22 protein-coding genes and 1 tRNA gene are annotated in these 26,112 nt (G+C 72.2%); 10 read left to right on the forward strand and 13 right to left on the reverse strand.

Annotated elements, in window-relative coordinates; all coding sequences use genetic code 11:
- Positions 1-234: 234 nt before the first annotated feature.
- Positions 235-2,028, reverse strand: coding sequence for a sensor histidine kinase (locus WMF14_RS48135; protein ID WP_437797642.1), 1,794 nt, complete (start codon positions 2,026-2,028; stop codon positions 235-237).
- 407 nt (positions 2,029-2,435) lie between these two features.
- Here WMF14_RS48135 and WMF14_RS48140 point away from each other — a divergent pair, with 407 nt between their 5' ends.
- The 5 genes from WMF14_RS48140 to WMF14_RS48160 all read left to right on the forward strand — a co-directional run bounded on the left by WMF14_RS48140 (position 2,436) and on the right by WMF14_RS48160 (position 7,665).
- A complete protein-coding gene (locus WMF14_RS48140; protein WP_437797644.1) occupies positions 2,436-4,424 on the forward strand; it encodes a methyl-accepting chemotaxis protein in 1,989 nt (662 codons plus the stop codon).
- Positions 4,425-4,458: 34 nt separating this feature from the next.
- Positions 4,459-5,457, forward strand: a complete 999-nt coding sequence (locus WMF14_RS48145; RefSeq protein ID WP_437797646.1) for an FHA domain-containing protein — start codon at positions 4,459-4,461, stop codon at positions 5,455-5,457.
- A 71-nt stretch (positions 5,458-5,528) separates the two neighbouring features.
- The gene (locus tag WMF14_RS48150; protein ID WP_437797648.1) at positions 5,529-5,978 is read left to right on the forward strand and encodes a 1,2-dihydroxy-3-keto-5-methylthiopentene dioxygenase; all 450 of its coding nucleotides are present in this window, start codon (positions 5,529-5,531) and stop codon (positions 5,976-5,978) included.
- Between the two features lie 14 nt (positions 5,979-5,992).
- Complete coding sequence (locus tag WMF14_RS48155) at positions 5,993-6,361, forward strand: cupin domain-containing protein (protein ID WP_272096728.1); 369 nt, start codon at positions 5,993-5,995, stop codon at positions 6,359-6,361.
- A 140-nt stretch (positions 6,362-6,501) separates the two neighbouring features.
- Positions 6,502-7,665 (forward strand): flavin reductase, encoded by a 1,164-nt coding sequence (locus WMF14_RS48160; protein WP_437797650.1) that lies wholly within the window; start codon positions 6,502-6,504, stop codon positions 7,663-7,665.
- A gap of 77 nt (positions 7,666-7,742) precedes the next feature.
- On the opposite strand, the gene WMF14_RS48165 is transcribed toward WMF14_RS48160, so the two are convergent.
- From WMF14_RS48165 to rnr, 9 genes are all read right to left on the reverse strand, one after another.
- A complete protein-coding gene (locus WMF14_RS48165; RefSeq protein ID WP_437797652.1) occupies positions 7,743-8,654 on the reverse strand; it encodes a methylenetetrahydrofolate reductase in 912 nt (303 codons plus the stop codon).
- A 40-nt stretch (positions 8,655-8,694) separates the two neighbouring features.
- Positions 8,695-8,982, reverse strand: coding sequence for an MSMEG_0570 family nitrogen starvation response protein (locus WMF14_RS48170; protein WP_012241608.1), 288 nt, complete (start codon positions 8,980-8,982; stop codon positions 8,695-8,697).
- Between the two features lie 16 nt (positions 8,983-8,998).
- Positions 8,999-10,195 carry an MSMEG_0565 family glycosyltransferase gene (locus tag WMF14_RS48175; RefSeq protein WP_437797654.1) on the reverse strand — a complete coding sequence of 399 codons (1,197 nt, stop codon included), beginning with the start codon at positions 10,193-10,195 and terminating at the stop codon, positions 8,999-9,001.
- Entirely contained in the window at positions 10,192-11,217 is a 1,026-nt protein-coding gene (locus WMF14_RS48180; protein WP_437797656.1) for a sll0787 family AIR synthase-like protein, read from the reverse strand. The genes WMF14_RS48175 and WMF14_RS48180 overlap by 4 nt, the downstream gene beginning before the upstream one ends.
- Complete coding sequence (locus WMF14_RS48185) at positions 11,217-11,723, reverse strand: MSMEG_0567/Sll0786 family nitrogen starvation N-acetyltransferase (protein WP_373372214.1); 507 nt, start codon at positions 11,721-11,723, stop codon at positions 11,217-11,219. Before WMF14_RS48185 ends, WMF14_RS48180 begins: the two co-directional genes overlap by 1 nt.
- Positions 11,620-12,951 carry an MSMEG_0568 family radical SAM protein gene (locus tag WMF14_RS48190; protein ID WP_437797658.1) on the reverse strand — a complete coding sequence of 444 codons (1,332 nt, stop codon included), beginning with the start codon at positions 12,949-12,951 and terminating at the stop codon, positions 11,620-11,622. The genes WMF14_RS48185 and WMF14_RS48190 overlap by 104 nt, the downstream gene beginning before the upstream one ends.
- Positions 12,896-13,924 (reverse strand): Nit6803 family nitrilase, encoded by a 1,029-nt coding sequence (locus WMF14_RS48195; protein WP_272096739.1) that lies wholly within the window; start codon positions 13,922-13,924, stop codon positions 12,896-12,898. Before WMF14_RS48195 ends, WMF14_RS48190 begins: the two co-directional genes overlap by 56 nt.
- A 14-nt stretch (positions 13,925-13,938) precedes the next feature.
- A complete protein-coding gene (locus tag WMF14_RS48200; protein WP_012241614.1) occupies positions 13,939-14,421 on the reverse strand; it encodes an MSMEG_0572/Sll0783 family nitrogen starvation response protein in 483 nt (160 codons plus the stop codon).
- Between the two features lie 383 nt (positions 14,422-14,804).
- On the reverse strand, positions 14,805-17,177 hold the full coding sequence (gene rnr / locus WMF14_RS48205) for a ribonuclease R (protein ID WP_437797661.1): 2,373 nt from the start codon (positions 17,175-17,177) through the stop codon (positions 14,805-14,807).
- Positions 17,178-17,280: 103 nt separating this feature from the next.
- On the opposite strand from rnr, the gene WMF14_RS48210 reads away from it, so the two are divergent.
- Complete coding sequence (locus WMF14_RS48210; protein WP_437797663.1) at positions 17,281-18,675, forward strand: vitamin K epoxide reductase family protein; 1,395 nt, start codon at positions 17,281-17,283, stop codon at positions 18,673-18,675.
- 57 nt (positions 18,676-18,732) lie between these two features.
- Entirely contained in the window at positions 18,733-19,926 is a 1,194-nt protein-coding gene (gene add, locus WMF14_RS48215; protein ID WP_272096742.1) for an adenosine deaminase, read from the forward strand.
- Between the two features lie 78 nt (positions 19,927-20,004).
- Here the strand turns inward: add and nadE are convergent, their stop codons facing one another.
- A complete protein-coding gene (gene nadE / locus WMF14_RS48220) occupies positions 20,005-21,924 on the reverse strand; it encodes an NAD(+) synthase (protein ID WP_437797665.1) in 1,920 nt (639 codons plus the stop codon).
- A gap of 11 nt (positions 21,925-21,935) precedes the next feature.
- The gene (locus WMF14_RS48225) at positions 21,936-22,922 is read right to left on the reverse strand and encodes a hypothetical protein (RefSeq protein WP_437797667.1); all 987 of its coding nucleotides are present in this window, start codon (positions 22,920-22,922) and stop codon (positions 21,936-21,938) included.
- A gap of 377 nt (positions 22,923-23,299) precedes the next feature.
- On the opposite strand from WMF14_RS48225, the gene WMF14_RS48230 reads away from it, so the two are divergent.
- The 3 genes from WMF14_RS48230 (at position 23,300) to WMF14_RS48240 (ending at position 25,371) form a co-directional block, all read left to right on the forward strand.
- A complete protein-coding gene (locus WMF14_RS48230; protein WP_272096745.1) occupies positions 23,300-24,163 on the forward strand; it encodes a Crp/Fnr family transcriptional regulator in 864 nt (287 codons plus the stop codon).
- Positions 24,164-24,348: 185 nt separating this feature from the next.
- A tRNA-Leu gene (locus tag WMF14_RS48235) sits at positions 24,349-24,431 on the forward strand.
- A gap of 277 nt (positions 24,432-24,708) precedes the next feature.
- Positions 24,709-25,371 carry a DciA family protein gene (locus tag WMF14_RS48240; RefSeq protein ID WP_437804430.1) on the forward strand — a complete coding sequence of 221 codons (663 nt, stop codon included), beginning with the start codon at positions 24,709-24,711 and terminating at the stop codon, positions 25,369-25,371.
- Here the strand turns inward: WMF14_RS48240 and WMF14_RS48245 are convergent.
- Complete coding sequence (locus tag WMF14_RS48245; protein ID WP_272096746.1) at positions 25,262-26,110, reverse strand: FHA domain-containing protein; 849 nt, start codon at positions 26,108-26,110, stop codon at positions 25,262-25,264. The genes WMF14_RS48240 and WMF14_RS48245 overlap by 110 nt on opposite strands.
- Between the last annotated feature and the right edge of the window lie 2 nt (positions 26,111-26,112).

Genomic DNA, 26,112 nt, shown 5'->3' on the forward strand with positions numbered 1-26,112 from the left:
GCGTACAGGAGTACGCTTCCGCGCCGAAAACGCCGATCTGGGCCCGTCTCCTTTGCGGGTGGCCGTCGCCGTCGCTTGGGAGAGGGCGCACGGCCGTCGCCGTCGCTTGGGAGAGGGCGCACGAGCGTCGCCGTCGCTTGGGAGAGGGCGCACGAGCGTCGCCGTCGCTTGGGAGAGGGCGCACGAGGGGCGGGAGAGCAGCTTGGGGGTCTGCTCAGGTGAGAGCGCGAGCGCTCAGGAGCGCGGCGCGTCGGGCGGGCGCGGGCGCACCGTGGTGTCGCCCAGGGGCTTCTCGAGGAGGGGAGGGCCCGCGACGGGTAGCCAGATCTCGAAGACAGCGCCCCCCTTCTTGGCCTTGCGGTAGGTGATCTCCCCTCCGTGCTCGAACACGATCCGCTGCGCGATCGCGAGGCCTAGCCCCGTCCCCTTGTCCTTGCTGGTCGCGTAGGGCTCGAACAGGCGCGACACCATTTCCTCCGCCACGCCCGGGCCGTTGTCGCGCACCACGATGCGCACGCGGTCGTTCGGCAGCGGGCCGATCGTCACCGAGACGCGCGGGTCGCGCCGGACGGCGCTCGCCGCGTCCAGGCCGTTCTGGACCAGGTTCGTGAGCACCTGGATCAGCTGATCGCGATCGGCCGAGACCTCCGGGATCGGATCCGCAACGAGCTCCACACGCGGCGACGGCGCGCCGGCGCCCGAGGTCGACCCTGCGCCCGAGGTCGACCCCGCGCCGGAGGTCGCCTCGCCCGACGCCGGCGCGGCGTGCAGCGTGACCACCCCGCGCGCGACCGCGACGAGATCGATGGGGGTGAGGTTCGGCGGCGGCAGGCGCGCGAACTGGGTGAACTCGGTCACGATGTTCGCGATCCGGTGCACCTCGTTCAGGACCGTCGACGTCGCCTCCGCGAAGTAGTCGTCGAACGCCGGGTCGTCGCGCTGCCGGAGCCGGCGCAGCGTCTCCACCGCCGCCCGGATGGGCGCCAGCGGGTTCTTGATCTCGTGGGCGATCTGGCGCGCGACCTCGCGCCGCGCCGCGATGCGCTCGGTCGCGGCCAGGCGCTTGCGCATCGCCGCGAGCTCGTCGATGGTCGCGTTGAACGCCGCCGCGAGATCCGCGATCTCCCGCCCGCCGCGCCCCTCCACACGCCGCGGCGCCCCGCTCATCACCTCGCGCGTCTCGCGGGCCAGCGCCACGAGCGGCCGCGACAGGCTGCGCGCCAGCACGACGGCCATCGCGACGGCGATCGCCAGCACCGTGGCGCCGGTCAGCGCGATCGCGCGATCGAGCCGGGCGAGCGCCTGCCTCAGCGGATCGCGCGGCACCGAGGCGACGACGTCGAGGCCCGGGATCTCCGTGAAATGGAGGACGCGCACGACCTCCGACTCGCTGCTCCGGGGGGCGAGCTCCCCCTGGCGCGCCGCCGTGAGGCGCACATGGTACGCCTCGCCGATCCGCGCGAGGACCGGGCCGATCCGCCGCGACCCGACGAGGCCGATGGTCACCCCGTGGTTCGACAGGGCGCAGTGGACCTCCAGCGACGGCTCGCCGCCCGCCTTCGCCGGCCGGAGCCGCGGCGCGCCCCCGGGGGCCTGGATCAGCTCCGCCAGCCGCGGGTCGCGCGCGCCGATGCGCGCGGCGTCCTCGGCCGCGAGGACGCTCCCGTCGCCCGCCACGAGCGACAGCTCGTCGAGGCGCAGCGCCTTGGCCTGGCTCGGGACCAGCCGCTGGAGGGCGATGCGGCTCCCCGGCTCCATCGCGTCCGGGTCGCCCTTGGCGCGCTCGAGCTCGACGTGGGCCTTGTCGACGAACGTGTCGTGCCGGCAGAGCGGCGGCAGGAGATCGCGCAGCGCGTCGGCCTCCCACGCGAGCTGCTGCCGGACGCCCGCATGCGCCGCGTCGATCCGCTCGGCGAAGTCGCCCTCGATGATCTCGCGCGACGCCTCGCGGAGGGTCAGCCCGACGAACGCCGTCGCGATGATCGCGACGAGCCCGAAGGCGAGCAGGAGGCGAGCGGCGAGGGACATGGCAGGACGGCCACGCCCGCCCGGCCGCGCGGCCGCCGGTACGGCCGGGCGGCCGCCGCGGTCCGCGGCGGTGTTCAGGGTCGGTGCGGTCGAACCTAGAGGAAACGGCGCCCGCGCCGAGCCCCCGCGGCGGGCTCCTTCTCCGCCGCAACCTCCGTGCATACGCCATCGGGTCGAGATCGTCCAAGTTCATCGCGTTTCCCCCAACCGCGCGGGCCCGCCCCCTGCGCCTCTGCCCAGGAGATCTGGGTTCGCGGCTCGCCTGCCCTCGGCAGCTTGCCGCGCCTCTGCCGCGCGCTCTCCTTGCACCGGGGGGCACTCGCCTCTTACGCTCGGTCGTCCTTCGGGGTCGTCGAGGGCGCGCCGGCCAACGCGCGCCGCAGCTCGACCGCGCTGGAACGCACGAAATGAACTCCAAGCAGCTCTCCATCCCCATCGCCGCAATCCTGGCGCTCATCGGCTTCGGGCTGAGCTTCGCGTCGAAGTCGCTGGCGGAGTTCTCGGGCCAGCTGTTCATGTTCTTCGGCTTCTCCGCGGCGGTGGCGGTGCTGTACGCGAGCCTCGGGGCCAAGGGCGGCGTCCCGCTCGGAGGCCTGCGCGACGCGCTCCGCGGCGCCGCCCGGGGCAAGCGGCCCAAGCTCCCCGAGGGCGCCCCCGCCGACGTCGCCGAGACCTACGAGCAGATCGCCGAGATCGCCGGCCGCCAGCTCGAGCTCGCGGAGGAGCGCCACGCGCTCGCCGAGGAGCGCGACAAACTCGCGAGGGAGCGCGACGGCTTGAGCCGGGAGCGCGACGGCATCGCGAAGGAGCGCGACACGCTCGAGCGAGAGCGGGACAACCTGAGCCGGGAGCGCGACGGGCTCGCGAAGGAGCGCGACACCCTCGAGCGGGAGTGCACGACGCTCACCCGCAAGGTGAACGATCTCGCGCAGCGCGGCCCCGACATCGACGTCGACTCGCTCGTGGACGCCGTGCTCCGCGCCACCGCCGGCGAGCGGGTGCGCGTCCCGCCGGGCTCGCCGCAGGAGCTCTCGCGCCTCTACTCCGAGCTCAGCGGCATCGCGGAGCGGATCACCCAGGCGGAGCTGCGCGACAAGCAGCGCCGCTCGGAGCTGGCGCAGGCCACGGTGCTCCTCGACGAGCTGCTGCCCAAGCTCAGCGACGGCGTGAGCAGCGTCATGCACGCGAGCGAGCAGGCGACCGTGTACATCCGCGAGATGACGACCGCCCTCGCCAACATCGCGCAGTCGGTCGAGTCGCTCGCGTCGAGCGCCGAGGAGTCGAGCTCGAGCATCCTCGAGATGACGGCCACGAACGAGGAGGTCGCCGAGAACGTCGGCGAGCTCGGGTCGAGCGTGCGCGAGACGGTCTCCTCGATCGAGGAGATGGCCTACTCCATCCGCGAGGTCGCGAAGAACGTCGACGCCCTCGCGCTGACGGCCGAGGAGACGAGCTCCTCGATGAACCAGATGGACGTCTCGATCGACCAGGTCCAGTCGAACGCGAACGAGACGGCGCGGCTCTCGGAGGAGGTGGCGACCGACGCCAAGAAGGGCGCCGAGGCGATCCTGAAGACGATCGGCGAGATCTACCGCATCAAGGAGTCGAGCCAGGAGGCCGTGGCGGTCATCTCGAACCTCGGCTTCCGCATCGAGGCGATCGGGCAGATCCTCGCCGTCATCGACGACGTCGCCGAGCAGACGAACCTCCTCGCGCTGAACGCCGCGATCATCGCCGCCCAGGCCGGCGAGCACGGCAAGGGCTTCGCCGTCGTCGCCGACGAGATCAAGGACCTCGCCGAGCGCGCCGGCGGCAGCACGAAGGAGATCGCCGAGCTCATCAAGACCATCCAGTCCGAGTCGAAGAACGCGATCGCCGCCGTCGAGCGCGGCGCTCACAACGTCGACCGCGGCGTCGAGGTCTCGAACGAGGCCGAGCGGGCCCTCAAGAAGATCCTGGAGAGCTCGCAGAAGTCGACCAACATGGTGCGCGCCATCGCCCGCGCCACGGTCGAGCAGGCCAAGGGGTCGAAGCAGGTCACGGACGCGATCGGGCGCATCGCCGAGACGGTGCAGCAGATCGCCGCCGCCACGGCGGAGCAGGCGCGCGGCTCGGAGCTCATCATGAAGAGCGCCGAGAAGATGCGGACCATCACGCAGCACGTGGAGCGGTCGAGCCAGGAGCAGGCGCGCGGCGGGCGCCAGATCACGAGCGCGATCGAGCAGATCTCGAACATGGTCCACAGCCTCAACGCCTCGCACCGCAGCCAGACGCGCGGCGGCGAGCAGCTCGTCGAGGCCGGCAAGCGCATCGAGGAGGCGGCGCGGCAGCAGGACCAGGCGGTGCGCCAGCTCCTCAGCGCCTCCGAGCGGATGCGCCGTACGGCGGCGATTTGAGGCCGAGCCGCCCCCTCGCGCGCAGGCAGCATCGATGGCGTTGACGATCGTGGTGCTCGCGCCCGACGGGGCGGGGAAGGTGGACGGGGGCGGGCTCTCCCTGACGCTGGACGCGCCCCGCATCATCCTCGGCCGCGCGGAGAGCTGCGAGGTGCGCCTCCCCGACACGAGCGTGAGCCCCCGGCACGCGTCGATCCGGCAGCGGGGCGCCACGTACCTGCTCCTCGACGAGGGCAGCGACAACGGCACGTTCCTCGGCAAGACGCGCATCGCCCCGCGCACGGCGATGCCGCTGAAGACCGGCGACCGCATCCGCATCGGGCGCGTGTGGCTCCTGCTCCGGATCGAGCCGGCGGTCGCGAAGGCCGCGCCGGCGGCGGCCGCCAAGGAGCTCGCCCTCGAGCTCGTCGCGCGCGGCCTCGCGGCGCAAGGGGAGGATCCGGCGCCGCGCGTGGTCGTTGTCGACGGCCCCGACAGCGGCCGCGCGTTGCGGATCGAGGAGGCGGCGCGGCCCTACATCCTCGGGCGCGCCAAGGACACCGATCTCGTCCTCGACGACCCGGACGTCTCGCGCCGTCATCTGGCCATTACCCGCAGGGGCGATCAATTCTCGGTTCAGGACCTCGGATCGCGCTCAGGCGCTTCGCTCGACGGCGCTCCAGTGCCTCAGTTCGATACGATCTGGCGTCCTGGACAGGTGCTCGCGATCTCGGGCGATCGGCTCGTCTTCGAGCACCCGGCCGCCGAGGCGCTCGCGGAGATCGAGCGCAGCCCGTGTGAGCCGCTCCGTCCAGATGCGGTGTTCGAGCCGCCTTCGCTCGAGGAGCCGAAGGCAGCGCATTCCACGCCGACGCCTCCGCCTGCCTCGGTGAGCACGAGTTCGCCGCTCGCGCAGCCCGTTGAAGCGGCTCCGGTGTCTCGCGCGGCGCAGGGAAGTGGATGGGGCTTCACAGAGGCGCTCATTGCCCTGCTCGCGCTTGGTGTGCTGGCGCTCAGCATTGCTGGTCTGTTGTGGCTGCTGGGGCGCTCTTAGTGTCTTGACGTCGCGCGCGCGCAGGGTTCGAAGAGCGCAGTCCCGGAGGGGTGCGCATGCGTGCGATCCGAATGAGAGCTGACGGCGAGGGCGAGGCCACCGAGGCGGAGCTTCAGGCGGAAGGGATCCAGTGCGGCGCGTTCGACCCGGGCGCAGCAGCGCTCGCCTTGCAGCGCGTGATCGCGGACCGCGGATGGACGGAGCACGAGGACGTCCGCCGCGACGGGAGCAAGCCGCGCGACGAGGCGGAGAGCGCGAGAGAGGCGGATGAGCACTGCCACCTCGGCGACGAGGTGCGGCTCTTCGTGGAGGGACACGGCTGTTACGACGTCCGTTGCATGAACGACGAGTGGCTGCGGATCTGGGTCGGCGCGGGCGATCTCATCGCCGTGCCGGCGCGGCGCTACCATCGCTTCATGGCGAGCAAGGCCGGCGCGATCCGTTACCTGCAGCCGTACGGCGGCCGTCACCTGCTCATGCAGCTCTACCGCGTGTCCGACGATCGGACGCGCGCGATGTGAACTCGAGGTACCCGATGGCGCATCCCTACCGTCTCGTCGCTTCCAGGGCCCGGATCCCCGTCCCTGGCGGCAAGCTGATCGAGGAGCTCTTCGGCCGCGTGAACACCGGCACGGACGGGTTCAGCCTGGCGCACATGGTGGCCCCGCCGGGCTGGAGCGAGCCGGCGCAGACGCCTTCGTTCGGCGAGCTGACGCTCGTGATCCGCGGCCGTGTGCGCGCCGAGATCGCGGGCGAGACGGTCGACGTCTCGGCCGGCCAGGCCCTCTGGACGGAGCCCGATCAGCGCGTCCGCTACAGCAACCCGTTCGACGAGGAGAGCGAGTACTTCGCGCTCTGCATACCGGCCTTCGCGCCGGACCTGGCGCGGCGCGACGCCGAGTGAGCTCCGCAGTGCGCGCGCGGCACCGGCGCGTGATCTGCGCGGCGCCGCCGCAGGATCCGCGCATCGCGGGTGCGCGGTGACGGCGCGCGCGCTGCGCAGATCCTGGATCCCTGCTGGGCGCCGAGCGCGTACTATGTCCCATGCTCTTCGATCCCGCGGAGTTCCGGAAGGTGCTGGGCCAGTTCGCGACCGGGGTCACCCTCGTGACCACGGTGCAGGACGGCACGCCGCACGCGATGACCGTGAACTCGTTCAGCGCCGTCTCGCTCGACCCGCCGCTCGTGCTGTTCTGCGCGGACAGGCGGTCGCGCACGAGCGCGGCCATCGCGGCGTCCGGGGTCTTCGCGGTGAACATCCTGCGGGAGGAGCAGCGGGAGATCTCGGATCTGTTCGCCGGCAAGGGCACGGACATCGATCGGCAGGCGGTGCTCACGGAGGCTCATGTGGCCGAGTCGGGCAGCCCGATCCTCAAGGACGTGCTGGCCTTCCTCGACTGCAAGGTGGAGCACGCGTACGACGGGGGTGATCACATCGTCTATGTCGGTCGCGTGCTCTCGTCGGGCCGGGGGGAGGCGGGCGCGCCGCTCCTGTACTACCGGGGCACGTACCAGGCCCTCGACGACGTCTGGCGATGGCGCGATCGCTATGCGGCGCGGGAGCAGGCGACCCCGTTCCACGAGCTCGTCGACTTCTTCGATCGCATGCAGGCGGAGGGCCCCTATGCGACGCTCGTCGACGAGCTCGTCACGCTCGTCGATCCGGGCGTCGAGGAGCGGTGCCTCGACCTCGGCTGCGGCACGGGCCGCCTGACGCGCGAGATGGGTCGCCGCTGCCACGAGTCGATCGGGATCGACGCGACGGCGGCGATGGTGGAGCGCGCCGCGCAGCGGGCGAAGGCGCTCGGCCTGGACAACGTGACGTTCCGGGAGGCGCTGGCGACGCGGCTCCCGTTCCCCGACGCCTCGTTCGACGTGGTGACCGCGTCGAACCTGCTCCTGCACCTGCCCGAGCCGGGCCCGGTGCTGGCCGAGGCGGCGCGCGTCCTCCGCCCGGGCGGCCGCCTGGCGCTGCTCGAGCCCGCGGCCACGATGAGCCGCGCCACGATGGCCGGCTACCTGCGCGGCCACCGGTACAACCCGTCGACGGCCCACGCGATGCTGGCGTGGGCCGACGCGGCGGAGGTCACCTACCGTCACACCGAGGACAAGCTCAGCGGCGAGCTGGGCGGCGCAGGGCTCCAGGTCGACCGCCGCGAGCGCCGGATGAACGGCCTCGCGTTGCTCTGGATCGCCAGCAAGGCCTGAGCGCGCCCCTCGAAGCGACCCGTCGCCACGCACCGGCGCTCGGTCTCGTCCGGCGCGCGGAGCCCCGCGCTAGGTGCTCACGACGCCCGCCGGAGCCCTGCCTCGTCGACGAGCCGGGGCACCCAGTCCTCCGCGCCGATGGACCGCATGTGGATGCCCGAGAGCCCGGGGATGTCGCTGAGCCCCCGGACGAGCTCCAGCGTGATCCGGTAGCTCTCCCCCTCCGCGTCGCCGCTCTGGCGGACGCGCTCGATCAGGTGCTCGGGGACCACGAGGCCCGGCACCTTCTGCAGGAAGCTCAGCCGATCCACGCCCGCGAACGGGAAGATCGCCGCGATGAAGTGCGCCCGCTCGTGCAGCCGGCGCTCGACCACCGCGGCCATCCAGCGGCGCATCGGCGCGAGCTCGAACACCGCCTGCACCTGGATGAAGCTCGCGCCCGCGTCGATCTTCGCGGCGAGCCGGTCCATCGCCCCGGGGATCGCCTGCTCCGCGCACGGGAAATCGATGGTCCCGACGTGGAAGTAGGGCGCCGGCGAGACGACGTCGCCGTTGAAGAGCTTCCCCTCGCGCGTCAGCCGGCGGGTCAGCTCGATCGCCGCGTAGCTGTCGACGTCGCTCACCTCCTTCGCGTCGGGATCGGAGCCGATGGCGCACGGGTAGCCGCCGAGGACGATGATGTTCGAGAGCCCCAGCGCCGCCATGCCGAGGAGGTCGCCCTGGAGGGCGATCTTGTTCTTGTGGCGGAGCGAGAACTGGAGAACCGGCTCGAGCCCCTCCTGCTTCACGAAATGGCCGACTGCCATGTTGGCGCAGCGCGCCTGCGAGAGCAGGTGATCGTTGATCTGCACCACATCCACACAGCCCGCCATATTTCGGGCGTGCTTCAGCAGCTTCTCCAGATCGTAGTGACGCGGGGGCGTCAGCTCGGCGGAAACGAGGAACTGGCGCTCGCTGAGGAGGCGCTCCATCTTCGACTTCGTCACCATCTCCTGCTCCTTCCGTCACTCGACGAACCTGAGGACTCCGTCACTCGACGAACCTGAGGACCCGGACCTTGGCCCCGCTCCGGCCGTGGAACCGCGCGGCCGCGCTCGCGATGCGCGCCGCCTCGGCCCGCGCCAGGCTGCATGGGAACCCATACTTCTTGAAGACCCGCTCGCTCGCGATATCGAGCGCCGTCCGGCAACGCGACACGAAGTCGTCGAGATCGTAGCTCTCCCCGACGTCGAGGTGCTCCTTCACGACGAGCGACGGAGAGTAACAGACCTGCTGCTCGCCGCTCGGCCACTCGATAACGAATCGCATCTCCGGCATATGTCGCTCGCTCGTCCTACGTTCGGCGGGATCCAAGGAACTCGTGGTACACGCCGGCCGCGATGCGGGCCGATCGATCCCACGTGTACCGGGCCGCGGTCTCGAGCCCCGCGGCGCGGAGGCGCCGCCTCACGCCCTCGTCCAGGATAGCCTCCATTGCGCCGGCGAGATCGTCTGTTCTCGAGGGATCGACGAGCAGCGCGCTCTCGCCGTCCGCGAGGAACTCGGTGAAGGGAGGTTGCGCAGAGCTCACCACCGGCGCCCCGGAGGCCATCGCCTCCAGCAGGACGAGCCCGAACCCCTCGCGGACGGACGGAAAGACGAACGCGTCGGCCAGCCGGTAGAGCGGCGGGATCAGCGCGTCGGGCAGCACGCCCGCGAGGACGAGCGGCGGTGGCGACGCGCCCGCGGGCGGGGGCCATACACCGCCTTCGCGCGCGATCGCCTCGAACTCGCGCTGGTAAGGCGCGTAGTCGAACAGCGTCTCTCCGCCGGCGATGACGAGCTGGGCTCGGGGCAATCGCCTCCGCACCGACAGGAACGCCTTGAGCAGGCCGATCGAGTTCTTGCGCGGCTCGACGCCGCCCACGGTCACGTAGAGCGGCGATCCGGTGGCATTGAGGCGCGCGCGCAGCGCCTCGTCCCGCTCGTCGGGCGTGGACGTGTAGCGGCGCAGGCTCACGCCGTTCGGGACGATCGCCGCGCCGACGCCGTGCTCGGCCCGGAGCGCCTCCCTCCAGGCCTCGCTGACCACGAGGCACGCGTCGGCCTCGCGCACGGAGCGGTCCTGGCAGGCGCGCAGGTACGGGCTGTCGTAGTCGTCGAGGTGGTGCACCGTCCGGATGAAATGCGGGACGCGCCCCTCGGCGCGGAGCGCCGCGAGCGCGTTCGCGCTGATGCAATCCTGGGAGTGCCAGACGTCGTGCCGCGCCCCGAGGCGGCGCAGCCCGTCCTCGAACTCCGCGATGCGCTGCTTCACGACCGCGTCGATCCCCGCCTGTGGGGGCGCGGCGGGCACGAGGACCGAGGGGCAGCGCGGCGCGCGGTAGAAGCCGCCCTGGTCCTTGTTCAGCGCGTAGATGCAGACCGAGACGCCGAGGTCGTGGAGCGCCTCGGCGAGCTCGACCGTGTGCACGACGCCGCCGCGCGGCTTGGTCGAGTAGGTGAGGAGCGCGACCGAGAGCGGCGCGCCGGAGGCAGCGCGGGCGCTCATCGCGCGCCCTCGCGCGCGAGCCCGGTGAGCGGCTCCGCGGAGAGGTCCCAGAGCGTCTGCCGCTCGCCGGCGGCCTGGAGGGTGAGCCGCCGCGAGCCGTCGACGGCGCCGACCGCCGCGCTCGCGATGCCCCGCCGCGCGAACGCCGAGAGCACGTCGCCGGCGACCCCGGGGCGCACGCTGAGCAGGAAGCCGTAGCTCGGGAACGCGAGCAGCCAGCGCGCGAGCGGGACGTCGCGCGGCCTCGGGACGGCCTCCAGATCGAGCACCGCGCCGGCGCCGGACGTCTCCAGGAGCATGAGCAGCGTCCCCGCGACGCCGCCCATGCTGATGTCCTTGCCCGCGTCGCACAGGCCCGCCTCGGCGAGGGCGGGCAGGACCTCGAGGTCGCCGCGCAGCCGCGCCGGGTCCGCGCCCGTCGAGGCGTTCCAGAACGGGTGCTCCGCGTGCATCGCGCCGCGCAGATCGATCGCCGCGACGAGCACGTCGCCGGGGCGCGCAGCGAAGCTCGTGATGAGCCGCCGCGCCCGGCCCGCGATGGCGACGGCGAGGGCGTTGTAGGGGCTGCGCGCGCTCGTATGCCCTCCAACGATCGGCACGCCGTAGGCGCGCGAGGCGGCGACCATGCCCTCCCAGACCGGCTCCAGCGCGCCGGCCGAGGTCCCCCAGACGACGTCGACCACGGCGATGGGGCGGCCGCCCATCGCGTAGACGTCGCTGACGTTGACCATCACGGCGCTGTAGCCGGCGAACCGCGGGTCCCCTTCGAGGAACGCCGGCCAGATCCCCTCGGCGGCGAGCAGCAGGTAGCCGTCTCCGTCGGGGATGGCCGCACAGTCGTCGCCGAGCGCCGCGGGCAGCGCGACGGGGCCGGCCGCGGCAGCCGTATCACCCGCGCTGGCCGCGAGCGCTGCGCCGGCCGCGCCCGCCTCGCCGGACAGGTACCGCGCCGGGATCTGCACGTCCCGCTTCGCGAGGATGCCGATCGCGCCGCGCAGCTCGGCCGTGATGCCGCCGAGCATCAGCGGAACCTCTGCCCGGGCGGCGGGCGGGGCTCGTCGCTCGGCGGGTAGCTGTCGAGGTCGGCCTCCATCAGGTGGTGCGGCCTCTCGCGGTGCGATCGCTCCTCGAGGGAGCGCCAGTGGATGCCCTCGAAGAACGGGACGTTGGCCGCCTGAACGAGCGCGAGGAACCGGCGGCACCCCCAGCCGTGGGCGGTGGTGACCGCCTTGTGGACGAGGCCGCGGCCGACCACGCCCTGCTTGCGGTGGGCGCGCTCGACGCCGAGCCGGCCGCCGTACCAGAGGCCGGGCTCCGCCTCGTAGATGCGCACGGTGCCGACGAGCCGCGGGCCCCCAGGCGCCCCGTGCTCCAGGGCGGCGATCGGGAACGCGGAGCCGTCCCAGTCGTCCTCGTCGGTGGTCTTAAACAGCCCTTGCTCGTCGCAGAAGATGGCCCGGCGCAAGCGGAGGTACTCGAGGTACGTGTCCCTGCTCTGCACAAGCTCGAAGCTGTAACGTGGCGTCATCGGAGCTCTCCGAGGTTGGTGTCCATGCCGCGCCGGGTCCCGGCCGCGCCGCGGGCCGGCCTTCTGCCTCGAAGCCCGAGAGCCCCGAGCAGGCGCCGCAGCGGGCGCAGCCCGCCTTCACGTCGGTCGAGCGCAGCCCCGCCCGCGCGAGCAGCGGGCCGATGTGCTCGTAGAGCGCCCGCATGAAGTCCCCCGAGGGCGGCGCGCGATCGGCCCCGGGTGTCCCAGGGATGGGCACGAGCGGGACGAGGAACGGATAGACCCCCAGCGCGATGAGCCGCTCGCTCGCGTCGAGCAGCGAGGCCAGCGAGTCGCCGAGCCCCGCGATGAGGTACGTCGACACCTGGCCGCGCCCGAACACGCGCACGGCCGCATCGAACGCCTCGAAGTAGCGGGCCACGCTCACCTCGGCCTTGCCCGGCATCGCGGCCGCGCGCACCTCGTCCTCGACCGCCTCGAGGTGCATGCCCAGGCTGTCGACGCCGGCCGCGCGCATCCGCTCGAACCAGGCGAAATCGTCGGGCGGCTCGCACTGCGCCTGCACCGGCAGATCGACGCGCGCCTTGATGCCGCGCGCGCAGTCGGCGAGGTGCGCCGCGCCGCGATCCGCCGACCGCGGCGTGCCCGTCGTCAGCGTCACGTGCCGCACCCCGTCGAGCCGCGCCGCCGCCTCGGCGACCTCGCCGAGCTGCTCCGGCGTCTTCTTCGCGATGGTGCGCCCCGCCGCGAGCGACTGCCCGATCGCGCAGAACGTGCAGGCCTTCTCGCGCTCCGTGTACCGGATGCACGTCTGGAGCACCGTCGAGGCGAGGACGTCCGCGCCGTGCAGCAGCGCGATCTTGGGGTAGGGGATGCCGTCCTTCGTCGAGAGGGCATAGAAGCGCGGCGTCTTCACGAGGGCGATGGGCGCGAGCTCCTGGCCGTCCCGCTCCACGGTCCCCGCGCCGTCGCGCCCGAGCCGCGCGACGAACGGCGACGCCGCCGCCTGGTCGGTGTGGATCGGGATCATCACCGTGGCCCCGCGCAGCGTCGCCGCGACGTGCTGGGTCGGCCCCGCGCCGCCGCGCCGCGAGGTCCACGCCGCGCGGCGGCCGTCGCCCTCGCCGGAGGCCTCGCCGGCGGCGGGCTCCGGCGGGGGCGCGGCGCCCGCCTCGGGGGCGCCCTCGGGGGCTTCAGCCAGCCTCAGGCCGAACGATTGGAGCTCGGTGATCAGCGTCTGGGTATCCATGGTCCACCGCCGCAGGGGCAAGGGAGGAGGCCTTGGGGCTGCCCGCGCCGAGCGTTATCGAGCGCTCCGCCGTATCCATCCAAAGCCGCAGCAAGTCGGGCCGGGCGTAGTGCCCCGCCGCATCCATCATCCGCTTTCGCTTCGTGATCAGCGCGAAATCGAGCTCTGCGACGGCCATCCCCTCGCCGTCGGTCACGGGCGGGCACGCGTGCACGCCCTCGGGCGTCACGATCGCCGTCATGCACCCGCCGCGCAGCACGCCCTGGATCTGCTCGTTCGGAGCGACCTCCCGGACCTGCTCCGGCGTCAGGAAGGCCGTGGCGTTCACGACGAAGCAGCCCGACTCCAGCGCGTGGTGCCGGATCGTCACCTCCATCTGCTCGGCGAAGATGGGCCCGACCAGGGAGCCGGGGAACTGGCTGCAATGGATCTGCTCGTGCTGCGCGATGAGCGCGAACCGCGCCAGCGGGTTGTAGTGCTCCCAGCAGGCCAGCGCGCCGAGCCTCCCGGCCGCGGTGTCCACGGTCCTGAGCCCCGAGCCGTCGCCCTGCCCCCAGATCATGCGCTCATGGTAGGTCGGCGTGATCTTGCGCCGGTGGAGCACCAGGGAGCCGTCGCTGTCGAAGACGAGCTGCGCGTTGTAGAGCGTCCCGTGATCGCGCTCGTTCACGCCGAGCACCACGACCACCCCGTGCGCGCGCGCGGCGGCCGCCACGGCCCGCGTCACCGGGCCGGGGACGGTGACCGCCTCGTCGTAAAGGCGCATGTGCTCCTTCCCCATGGCGGGCGGCGGGAGCACGAAGGAGAAGTACGGGTAATAGGGGACGAACGCCTCAGGGAAGACGCACAGCTCGGCGCCTTCCTTCGCGGCCCTGGCGATCGCGGCGACGACTCGCTCGGTCGTCCCGTCCCGGCTCCCCAGGACGGGACTGGCCTGCACCGCGGCCGCCCGGACTTTGCGGTTGAACTCCATGGACGGCGCTCGGATCAGAGCGTCCAGGAGTGGACCATGAACGCGTTGTCCCGGCGGTGGATCAGCTGGATGTCGAGCACGTCGAGCGGGCTGATGGGCTTGATGCCCGGGATCAGCGCGTGCTCGCCGTGGCCGTAGAGCGCCTGCAGCGCGAACCGGCAGGCGTACACCTTGCCGCCCTCCTCCATGAACCGGCCGATCTGCTGGTTCACCGCGAGGTGCCCGGAGAACGCCTCGCTGCCGAGCTTGGGGAAGCCGCGCTGGAGCCCCAGCGTGACGCCCGGCCCATAGAGCAGGATGGATGTCTCAAACCCCTTACGTTGCAGGCGGATCGCCGTCAGCACGTTGACGAGGCCGATCGAGCCTTCGAAGGCCACCGTGTGAAAGGTAACCAGCGCCTTCTCTCCCGGCTTCGCCTTGACGTCTTCGAAGACCTTCTCCTCGTAATCGACCAGGAAGTCACCAGCGTTGTAAGCGGGATACGTCGGCTTGGGCATTGGTTACCTCTCTCCTAGAATGAGTTAGTTGAGAACATAGTGGTTTTCTGGACGCAAGGAAAATGCAGGAGCCATCCTTCTTTTGAGCGGGTGTCAGTCGCAGAGGGGCGCGGAGAGGGGTGCGACTTTGGATCTGGCGCCGACGTCCGCAGCGCCCCGGTCGGCTGTTTGCCTGGGTCGCCGCGTGTGTCTCGAGCGCCTCGTCGGCTTCGTGCGCTTCGACGATTTCGACGGGTTCGACTCGTTCTGTTTCGCCGGGTCGTCTCGGCGATTTCGACGAGGTTTCGTGCTTGTCCGCGAGAGCGAGCGTGGCTGGGAAGGTGCTGCGCGCTCGTGCGTTCGGGCGGCAAAGCCTGCAGGGAATCGAGCCCTCGGGCGGGCTGCTACCGCTGCTTCTTTCGCACCTTGGCGCTCTTGCCGCCCTTGGTGCGCTTGGTGGTCTTAATGCCCTTCAGGGGCTTGGTGCTCTTGCTGATCTTGACACGACGGGGAGGCCGTGCGTCCGCCGCGTCGCGCCGCAGCCTGCGCGGCTTCGCCTCGTCCGACGCCGGCTCGCCGGCGAGGCGCCGGCCATAGACGGCGCGCCGGAGGATGGCCACGTCCTCGATCTGCACGAGCATCGCGTCGCCGATCGCGATCCGGTCCCCCGACCGGCGGCCGATGACGCGCAGGCCCTCGTCGTCGATCTCGTACTGATCCTGGCCGAGCGACTCCATGCGGACGAGCACGTCGACGAAGGGATCCTCGATGTTGACGTAGACGCCCCCTCCGACGATGCCCGTGACGGTGCCCTCGAAGGTGTCGCCGAGCCGGGAGCGCATGAGGAGCGCGCGGTGCAGGTCGACCACCTCGCGCTCCACCTCCATCGCCTTTCGCTCGCGCTCCGACGCCGTGATGGCCGCCTCGCGCAGCCGCTCGGTGGCCGCCTCGCTCCTGTCGACGCGCTCGCCGCGCAGCACGGCGCGGATGGCCCGGTGCGCGGTGATGTCCGGGTACCGCCGGATGGGCGAGGTGAAATGCAGGTACGCGCTCGAGGCCAGCCCGAAGTGGCCCACGTTGGCGACGTCGTACACCGCCTGCTTCATCGCGCGGAGCAGCAGCATGTGCAGCACCTGCTTCTGCGGGTGCGCGTCGAGCTTCTTCAGGAACACCGACAGCCGCTTGGGGTCGGCCGCGTCCTCCGGGTCGAACGCGAGCCCGAGCTCTCCGCACATCGTCGCGAAGCGCTCGAGCTTCGCCTGGTCCGGGGGCGCGTGGTACCGGAAGACCGTGGGGATGCCCTGATCGACGACGAACTGCGCGCACGTCTCGTTCGCGAGGAGCATCATCTCCTCGATGAGCTGGTAGGCCTTCGCGACGCCGGGGTCGTGGCTGCGCTTCTGCACGTCGACGGGCGCGCCCGTCTTCGGGTCGAGCACCACCTTCGCCTCGGGCAGGTCGAGGTCGAGCGCGCCCCGCCGCATCCGCCTGCCGCGGAGCAGCCGGGCGAGGTCCCACATCACCTGAAGGTCGTTCCTGAGCGCCTCGGCCTCGGGGCTGCGCGGCGGCTCGGGGGTGAAGCCGAGCGCGCGCGCCACGCCGGGGTAGGTGAGCTTCGCGATCGAGCGGATGTACCCCTCGATGACGCGGGCCCTCCGCACCGTCGCCGTCGCGTCGAGCTCGACCTCGACGCACAGGCAGAGGCGGATCACGCCCGGCAGCAGCGAGCACAGGTTCGACGACAGCGCCCGCGGCAGCATCGGGATCGCGCGATCGGGCAGGTAGACCGAGTTGCCCCGCCCGAGCGCCGCCTGGTCGAGCGCGGTGCCCGGCCGCACGTAGTGCGAGACGTCGGCGATCGCGATCCAGGCGCGGTACGAGCCGTCGTCCTCGCGGATCACCCACACCGCGTCGTCGTGGTCGCGCGCGTCCTCCGGGTCGATCGTCGGCATGGGCAGGTGGGTGAGGTCCGTGCGCCCCTCGAGCGCCTCGGCCGGCACCTCGCCCCCGAACGCCTCGGCCTCGGCGATCGCCTCCGGCGAGTGCTCCTCCTCGATGCCCTCGCGCACCAGGATCTTGGCGACCTCCACGTTCGGGTCGCCGGGCGTCCCGAGCACGGCCTCGAGCACGCCCTCCGGGTTCTCGTCGGCCAGGTCCGGGAAGCGGGCGATCGACACGACCGCCGCGGCGCCGTCCTCCGCGTCGGGCGGCACGAGCGGTCCGCCCTGCTCGCGCGGCACGATCACGATCGGCCCGCGGACGCGCCCGTCGTCCGGCTCGAGCCACGCGCTCCTGCCACGCCGCCGCAGCACGCCCGCCACGCGCGCGTGGCGCCGCTTGACGACCCGGACGATCTCCCCCTCCACGCCGCGCCGCGAGCGGGTCGAGACGCGCACGACGACGGTGTCGCCGTGGAGCGCGCCGCCCATCGCCTCGGGCGAGATGTAGACGTCCTCGGCCGCCCCTCCGAGCGCCACGAAGCCGAAGCCGCGCGGGTGCACCGTCAGCGTCCCCTCGCGCTCGGCGCCGCGCGCCTCGACCTGCTTCTGGCTCGTGCGGAAGCGCTGCCCGGGGAGCGCGACGATGCTGCCCTCCAGCGACAGCTCCTCGAGCAGCCGCTGCAGCTTCGCGTAGCGGCTCGGCTCGACCCCGAGGCGCTCGGCGATCTCGTTCGCGTGCAGGGCGCGCTTGAACGTGGACAGCAGGTCGACCACGGCCTCCCGACGGCGCGCGCCGGAGGCGGCCGTCGGGGGATCTCCACGGGATGAAGAACGCATGAAACTCGACTAGCACGAGTCTCCTCGCGCTGGCTGTCTCCGCCCGGGTCCGGTATGCCTCGAACCCACCCCTCCTCCACCTGCAACGCACCCGCAACGACCGATGCTGCTGAACTCGATCGCCCTGCTCCTCGCGCTGGTGCTCCTCGTCGCCCTCGCCGGCAGGGGCAACGTCTTCGCGGTGCGTCCGGCCGGTGACCGACGTGAAGGACGTGAAGGACGCGACGGACGGGCTGGGCGCGCGCCCTTGGAAGCGTCTCAGGCGAGCCCCGAGGCGCCTGCGTCGCTGCCCTCGAGCGGCGAGCGGCAGGCTGGGCGCGCCCGGTTCTTCGTCACGCTGTTCCGGCTCGCGCTCTTCGTCGCCATCGCGGCGAGCGCGGCGCTCGTCGTCGAGTACCAGAACGCGGGCGATCCCGCGTTCTGCGGCGTCACGTCGGGCTGCTTCGCCGTCAGGATCTCGCCGTACAGCCGCTTCCTTGGCGTCCCGCTGCCGAACCTCGGCCTCGCCTCCTTCACGGCGCTCCTCACCGCCTCGCTGCTCGCGCGGGCGCGCTGGCACCACGTCGCGATCGCGGCCGCGTCGGCCGTCGGCGGCCTCGCCGCCGCGGCGCTCCTCGGGCTCCAGAGCCTCGTGATCGGCGCGTTCTGCGCGTGGTGCGTCGCGGTCGATCTCGCGGCCTTCGCCGCCGCGATCACGTCTGCCCTCGTCGCGCGGCAGGCGTGGCGTATGCCGGCCAGGGCGTTCGAGCGCGCTGCCCAGGGCGGGTCGCTGGGCGTCACGGTGTGGGGCGCGGCCGCCGCGGCCGCGGTCGGCCTGCCGTTCCTCTGGGGCAGCCACCCGGTCGTTCCGCCGCTCCCGCCGGAGCTCGCGGCGCTGCAGGAGCCGGGCAAGATCACGATCGTGGCCTTCACCGACTTCGAGTGTCCCTTCTGTCGCAGGCTGCACCCCGAGCTGAGCAAGATCGAGGAACCCTACGGCGACAGGGTGCGCCACGTGCGCAAGATGGTGCCGCTCCCGATCCACCCCGGCGCGCTCCCCGCCGCGAAGGCCTACGTCTGCACGCCCGAGGACAAGCGCGAGCAGGCCGCGGCGCTGCTCTACAGCGCGCCGCCGAGCAAGCTCACGGACGAGCGCGTCGCGTCCGTCCTCTCGCCGCTCGGCCTCTCCGCCGCCGAGCTCGCGGCTTGCCTCGCCGCGCCCGAGACCCAGGCCGCCATCGACGCGGACGTCGCGCTGTATGGGCGGATGGAGGCGCGCGGGCTCCCGACGACCTACGTCGGCCGGCGGCTCGTGGTGGCGTACAACCCCGAGCGGATCCGCGATGCGCTGCGCCGTGAGGCCGCCGGGGACGACATGAGCTTGCCGCTCCCGTGGCTCTTCGTCGCCCTCTTCGGCGCGGCCGCCGTCGCCGTGCTCGTGGGCGGAAGGGATCGCTCGCGCGGCGCGGCGGACGAGGGCGGCGCCGCGCCCTCGTCGTCCTCGCCAGAGCGATCGTGAGCGATGTCGCGCCCCGCGCTGCCTTTCGCGGCTGGTCGCCGGGTGACAGAATAGCTCATGAGTGATCACCCCGAGCTAGCCGGCAAGCTCCCCCTGGAGTTCTTCCGGCAACTACCCAAGACCGATCTGCACGTCCACCTCGACGGCTCGTTGCGCCTCGAGACGATCATCGACCTCGCCCGCGGCCACCACGTCAACCTCCCGACGTACGAGCCGGCGGAGCTGCGCCGGGTGATGAACCTGGGCCAGAACTGCGGCTCGCTCGTCGAGTACCTCAAGGCGTTCGACATCACGCTGCGCGTCCTGCAGACCGAGGAGGCCCTCCACCGCGTCGCCTACGAGCTCGCGGAGGACGCCGCGCGCGAGAACGTGCGCTACATGGAGGTCCGCTACTCGCCGATGCTGCACACCCGCCTCGGCCTGCGGCTCACGAGCGTGGTCGAGGCCGTGCTCTCCGGGCTCAGGACGGCGCGCGACGCGCTGGGCATCGAGAGCAACGTCATCGTCTGCGGCATCCGCAACATCTCGCCGGAGTCGTCGCTGGAGATGGCGGAGCTCGCGGTGGCGTACAAGGGCCGCGGCGTCGTCGGGTTCGACCTGGCCGGCGCCGAGTACGACCATCCGGCGAAGCACCACAAGGCCGCGTTCCAGCTCGTGCGGCAGAACAACATCAACTGCACCATCCACGCCGGCGAGGCGTACGGCCCCGAGTCGATCGCGCAGGCGCTCCACGTCTGCGGCGCGCACCGGATCGGCCACGGCTGTCGCCTGCGCGAGGACGGCGACCTCCTCCACTACATCAACGATCACCGCATCCCGCTCGAGTGCTGCCCGTCGTCGAACGTGCAGACCGGCGCCGTCCGCGACCTCGCCTCGCACCCGCTCAAGCTCTACCAGAGCCTCGGCCTGCGCGTGACCGTCAACACCGACAACCGGCTCGTCACCGACACGACGGTGTCGCACGAGCTCTGGCACTGCCACACGAAGATGGGGTTCGGGCTGAAGGAGATCAAGGCGACCATCGTGGCCGGCTTCAAGAGCGCCTTCCTGCCGTTCCACATCAAGCAGGCCTATCTCCGCCGCGTCACCGAGGATCTCGAGCGCTTCTCTGCCGACGGCTCGATCCGCCCCGCGGTGGCGCCCATGGCTCCTGGGATGGCTGCCAGCCACGACGGGATCGAGCTCGCCTCGAAGGACGGGAAGGACGGCAGGCAGGGGGCCCCGGCCTCCGTCGAGGAGGCAGCCAACTGACGCGCTGCCCGTCGACGCGCCGCGCGCCGCGGATCGATGCGCTGATCGCGCGGCGGCGGCCGCCCCCTGGCGGCGGGCTCAGCCGCCCTTCCACTCGGTCCGCTGCACCACGGGCAGCTGCAGCGCGCGCTCGCGGTCGAGATCGAGCGAGCCGAGGTGGATCGCGATGGGCGACTGCACCCACTTGAAGATCGACCTCGAGAACAGCGTCGCGAACTTCTCGGCCCAGGCCCGCAGCGCGGCGGGGTCCTTGTCGGGGAACAGGCTCGGGAGCGCCCTGGCGACCTCGTCGGCGGCGAGCTTCTCGGCGCCGTAGAGGTGGAGGCACGCGTCGAGGACCTCGAAGGGCATGAGCTCGGCCTCGCCCGACTGGTTCTCGGCGAGCTCCGGCCCGGCGGTTGTGGCGAGCGTCTGCTGGATGCCCTGGAAGCGGAAGCGCTGCGAGAGGCGCTCGAGCAGCGCGATGACCACCGTCTTCGGCAGGTTGGCGATGACGCTGAACGCCCCCTCGAGGTCGCCGCCCACCGTGGTGTAGCCGAGCGCCTTCTCGCTCATGTTCCCCGTCTGCAGGAACAGCGCGCCGCTCGTGTTCGCCCAGTTCCACATGCGCCCGCCGCGGATGCGCGCCTGCACGTTCTGCTTCGTGAGCTCGGTGAGCTGCCCGCCCTCGCCGACCATCGCCTGGGCGGCCTCGAGCTCCCGGGGGAACGCGTCCTCGATCGGGATCACCGCGAACGACACCCCGAGATCGTCGGCGATCTGCGCGGCGGCGCGGTGCGTGGCGTCGCTGGAGTAGCGGGAGGGCATGAAGAACGCGTGGAGCGACGCCCCCATCCGCTCGCGCAGCGCCGCGCCCTCGAGGCCCGGGTGGATGAGCTGCACCGCGCGCCAGGCGACGAGCAGCGTGAGGAGCGAGTCGCGGCCGCCCGAGAGCGCGAGGCCGATGCTCTTGAAGGCGCCGATCTTGAGGTAGTAGTCGGCGACGCCGAGCGCGAGCGCCTCGTAGAAATCGTCGAGCAGCTCGTCGCGCGCGGAGATCGCGGGCAGCGCCGCCGAGGGCAGGAACGGCGTCGTGCCGGCCGGCGGGGCGGGGTAGGCGAGGCGCGCGCGGTCCGCGGTCTCCTCGCCGATCCGGAGGACCTGCACCATGCGGGCAGAGGCGCGGCGGAACTCCTCGAGATCGCTGCGCCAGGTGCTCGCCTCGCGGCGGCAGCGGGTGGTCCGGTCGAGGTCGACGACGGCCGCGGAGAACCCCTCGCGGAAGCGCGGCGCCTCCAGCATCGGCCGGCCGTTCTGGTTGATGAACCCGCCGCCGTCGAAGACGAGCCCGTCGTTGCCGCCGACCAGGTTCGCGTAGGCGATCGTGCACTGGTTGTCCGAGGCGCGGGTCGCGATCATCTCACGCCGGGTGCCCGTCACCCCGGCGCGGAACGGCGACGCCGAGATGTTGCAGACGATCTCGGCACCGGCGTAGCAGCGGCGCCGCATCGGGCCGTCGGGCGACCAGATGTCCTCGCACACCTCGACGGCGATCGTCCCGAAATCGAAGGCGTAGACGCGATCGCCGCAGAGCACGCCGTCGGCGTCGAGCTCCATGAACGGCATGCCGCGCGAGAACGTCCGCGCCTCGTAGAAGATGTTGTAGGTCGGCAGCTTCTCCTTGGGGGAGAAGGCGAGCACACGGCCGGCGTGGACGATGGCGCCGGCGTTGAAGAGGTCGCCTCCCACGCCGACGGTCACGCCGATGACGAACACGGTGCGGAGCTGCGCGGTCCCCGCGGCGAACCGGCGGAGCTCGCGCTGCTGGCTCGCGACGAACGCCGGCCACTGCACGAGGTCCTCGGCCGCGTAGCCGCCGATCACCTGCTCCGGGAAGACCGCCAGGGTGACGTCGTCGCGCGCCATCGCCCGGGCGAGCGAGAGGCACCGGTCGGTGTTCGAGCGGACGGCGCCGACGGTCGCGTTGACGTTGGCGATTCCGATCTTGACGAGTCGCATCGGGCGGCAGCCTACCGCGGCAGCACGGCGCTGAGCAGGCCGAAGAGCTTGTCGAGCTCCCCGGGGGTCACGCGCCGGTTCGACTTCACGCGGTCCCCCTCGGCGAAGAAGACGATCGGGTCGACGACGCGGACCGTCACGATGGCGATGCGGAACGAGGTCGCGCGCTCGATCTCCTCGTTGAGGAAGGCCGCGTCGCGGGCGGCGAGCTCCGGGCTCTCGCTCGCGCCGTCGAGCGCGACCGTGGCGCCGCCGTCCTTGGTCAGCGTCACCGTGGCCTCGAGCGATCTCAGGGTGGGCGGCACCCGGGGCGCCTCCCGCGGTCCCTTCAGCGTCCGCGCCGGGTCGATCGCCGCGGCGATCGCGGCCTCGTCGCCCGTCGGATCGGGGAAGCCGCCCGTGCCCAGGAAGCGCCGCGCCTCGCGCGCCCGCGCGGCCGGCAACACAACGAGGAAGTCGGGCTCCACGGTCGCCACGACGCGCGTGTGCCCCTTGATGGTCACGCGCACCGCCGGCACGCCGAGCTCGGTCTCCCGGGTCCCTGGCGGCTGGCTGCGCGAGAGGAGCGCGTCGAGGCCGGACGCCAGCTTGTCCGGCGGCACGCTGTGCTGGACGACGACCACCGCCTCGTGGGCCGCGTCCGCGCGCGGCGCGGTGACGAAGGCGCGCTCGACGTCCCGCTCCGGATCGAGCCCCGTGCCGGCGAGCACGGGGCCCCACAGATCGAGCGCCGCGAGCCGCGCCATGATGGGGTGTCCCCGGGTCCTGTCGCCGTAGACGAGCACAGAGACCTTCCCCCCGGCGATCGACTGCGCGATCGCGGCCGCGTTGCGCGGCTTCGGCGGCGGCGGCGCCTCCGCGCTGACCGGCGCTCCCGACGACGCGGAGCCGCACGAGGCGACGAGGAGGGCGAGGCCGATGACGACGAGCCGCAGCAGCGAGCGGCGCAGCGGCGAGCGGCGCATCGCGGCGAGGAGCCCTTGGCGAACGGACGACATCACCCGGGCGACGTTACCGGCACCTACCCGATCCTGCCAGCGGGGCAAACCTCCTCGGCGCCCGGGTGTGCGTCGGCGCCCGTCGATCGACCGGCTGTCCACCGGCTGTCCACCGACCGATTGCTCGATCGTCGTTCGCCGCTCGTCGACGCGCGACGCGACGACGCGCTGCACGGCGACGATGCGAGAAGGTGCGCGGGCTCGCGGTCCTGCGCACGCACCTCGCTGCGGCGAGGCCATCCCTCTTCCTCGGCTCGGGACCTGGAGTAGGATGCCGCTCCCGCGGTCCACGCAGAGCTCGTGCGCGCCGCAAGGCTCCGTGCCGCGCGACGCCGCGGACGCCGAGCCCGACCCATGTTGAAGAGGAGTGTCATCCCATGGCGGTCCGCCCATCCGACCTGCACGCGATCCCCCTGTTCGAGAGAATCACGGAGGATCACCTCGATGATCTGATGAAGGCGTTCCAGCGCCAGGAGGTCCCGTCCGGCCACGTGCTCTTCGAGGCCCGGAGCGCCCCGGCGCACCTGTTCCTCCTGGTCCGGGGCGAGGTCGCGCTGCTCGACGCGGGCGAGACGCGCTTCCGCCTGAGCCCCATCTCGCCCATCGGCGAGCTCGGCGCGCTGACCGGCTTCCGGCGGACGACGACGGCGGTGACGACGCAGCCCTCGGAGATCTGGCGCATCGGCGTCGCCGAGCTCCAGAACTTCTTCGAGGACCACGGGGACGTCGCGTACCCCTTCTACAACAACCTGCTCAACGTCGTGGCCGGCAAGATCCGGCGCGACGCGCGCCGCCTCGAGGAGACCCGCGCGAACCTGATCCGCACGCAGAAGGCGATGAAGCGGCTCCTCGATCTCGTGCTCGACAGCGAGGAGACGCCGCTGAGCAAGGTCATCTGCGCGACCCTGGAGGAGCTCATCGAGAAGAACCGGCGCTCCCACTACATGGTCGAGCCGGCGCACACGCTGAAGAGCTCGGTCCGCCTGGACAGCGGCGCCCTCGTCACCGTCGTCGAGCTCTCGGACGGCTGGCTGCGCCTCGCCGGTCTGCGCGACGTCGCGAAGGACGCGCACTGGAGCGGCGTGCTCGTCCTGCCCGGGCGCGAGATCCCGGTGAGCGGGACCATCGACGCGGTCGACGATCACGGCGCGCTGGTGAAGCTCGATCTCCTGATCGACGAGTACGCCGCCGCGCTCCAGGACTACCTGACACGCCTCCAGATGCTGGATTTCGTGGTGTGACCTCTCGCCGCGCTCGCGGGCCGCGCCTCGGTGCGCGGCGGCCGCGGCGCGGCGGCGCTGCTCCTTTCAGGCGCTCGGGCTTTCAGGCTTCAGGCTTCAGGCTTCAGGCTTCAGGCTTCAGACGGTTGCCAGGATCGTGCCCGGTGATCTACGGTTCCAGGAGCTCGCTGACATCGCAGCGCTGAGCCGAAGTGGCGGAATGGCAAACGCGGCGGATTCAAAATCCGCTGTCCGCAAGGGCTTGTGGGTTCGAGTCCCACCTTCGGTACCGAGAGCGCCTCTCACGATCGTTCGTCGCCAGGCAGTCGAGGACGGGTGGTCCGCTCTGGCGGGCGACCGTCCTGGTCACCAGGCGGCGCCGTAGGGGCTGACCGTCCGTGACGCTGGGCGAGCCTGGACGGCGCGCTCTGCCGGAGCACGGCGCTGTCGGGCTGCTACGCTCGGCGCGCATGTCGCGTCGGAGCGGAGGTGGGTTCGAACGGCTGGGCGCGCTGATCCAGCGCGAGTCCTCGCTCTCGGCGCCGGGGGAGGTCGACACCTCGCCGATGCCGTTCCGAGACTGGGAAGCGGCCGTGGGGTCCCGGATCGCCGCGCGCGCGCGGCCGCTCAAGCTGGAGCGCGGCGTGCTCCACGTCCGCGCGGCGAGCTCGATGTGGGCGCAGGAGCTCTCGCTGCTCGGCGACGCCATCACCGCGCAGCTCCGGTCGCGCGGCCTCCCGGTGCAGTCGCTCCGGTTCCGCGTCGGCAAGGTGGAGCCGGTCGCGCGGCCGCCGTGGCGCGAGGAGGTCCGCCCGACCCCGAAGGAGGCGCCGCTCCCGGTCGAGGTGCGCCGAGAGCTCGGGAAGGTCGCCGATACCGAGCTGCGCGAGGCGATAGCGAAGGCCGCCGCGAGGAACCTCGGCTGGCAGGAAGCCGAGGCGGGCGCGCGCCCCCGCAACGCACCGCCGCCGCTCCAGCCCTCCGCGGCGCCGGCCCCACGTGTGTCGCCGCCGCCTGCCCCACACGGGGCCGCCCGCGCGGCGCAGCCGCCGGTCCCGCGCGTGTCGCGCGCGTCGCCAGAGGCCGCCGCTCCCGCGACGCCCGGCGGCGACGCGGCGGCTACTTCGCCGCGACGAGGCGCTCGAGACCCTCGATCCGCTGCATCAGGAACCGCTCGGTCGGACCGAACGACGGAGCCATCCGGCGCAGGTCGTCGAGGTAGATCCTGAGCGGCTGGATATCGAGCGTCTTGACGCGCCGGACGACGGTGTAGAGCTCGTCGACGACGGGGCCGGGCAGCGGGCGGCGCGCGATCGTGAAGAGCTCGAACGCGTAGTTGACCCACGTCCCCTTGGTCGTGGCGCCCGCGAGGCGAGCCGCGTAGCGCGCGGCGAGCTCCGCGGCCGGCATCTCGAGCGGCACGTTCGTCCGCGCGCGGCTCAGGATGTCGATAAGCACCGTCTGCAGGATGCGCTCGGCCTCCTCGCTGCGGCCCATCGCCAGCGCCTTGTCGGCGAGGCTCGCGAGCAGGCGCAGCGACTGGAAGCCCTTGGACCCGCCGTCTCCCGTCGGGCTCGTGAGCTCCGTCGGGTCGTCCGACATCTTGCGCATCTCGGTCAGCGCCATCGCGCCGAGCGTCGCCGTCGCGCGCCGGAACTCGACCCCGTAGGCGTCGTGGGGGCGCGACTCCTCCCCGCCGTAGAGCAGCATCTCCTGGCTGCCGATGATGATGCGATCGCCGTCGGTCAGCTCGCGCTGGCCGGAGATGCGCGTGCCGTTGACGTACACGCCGTTCCTGCTCTCGAGATCGTGCAGGGCCACGCCGTCGCTGCGCACCTGCAGCGTCGCGTGGCGCCGCGACACCAGCGGGTCGTCGAGCGAGAGCTGGCAGTCGCCGCTCCGGCCAATCACGAAGGGCCCTTCGGGGAGCTCGAAATCGTGCGCCAAGTACCGGAGGCGGAAAGGCATGG

The sequence above is a fragment of the Sorangium sp. So ce693 genome (assembly GCF_051521375.1).
Taxonomy (GTDB): domain Bacteria; phylum Myxococcota_A; class Polyangia; order Polyangiales; family Polyangiaceae; genus Sorangium; species Sorangium atrum.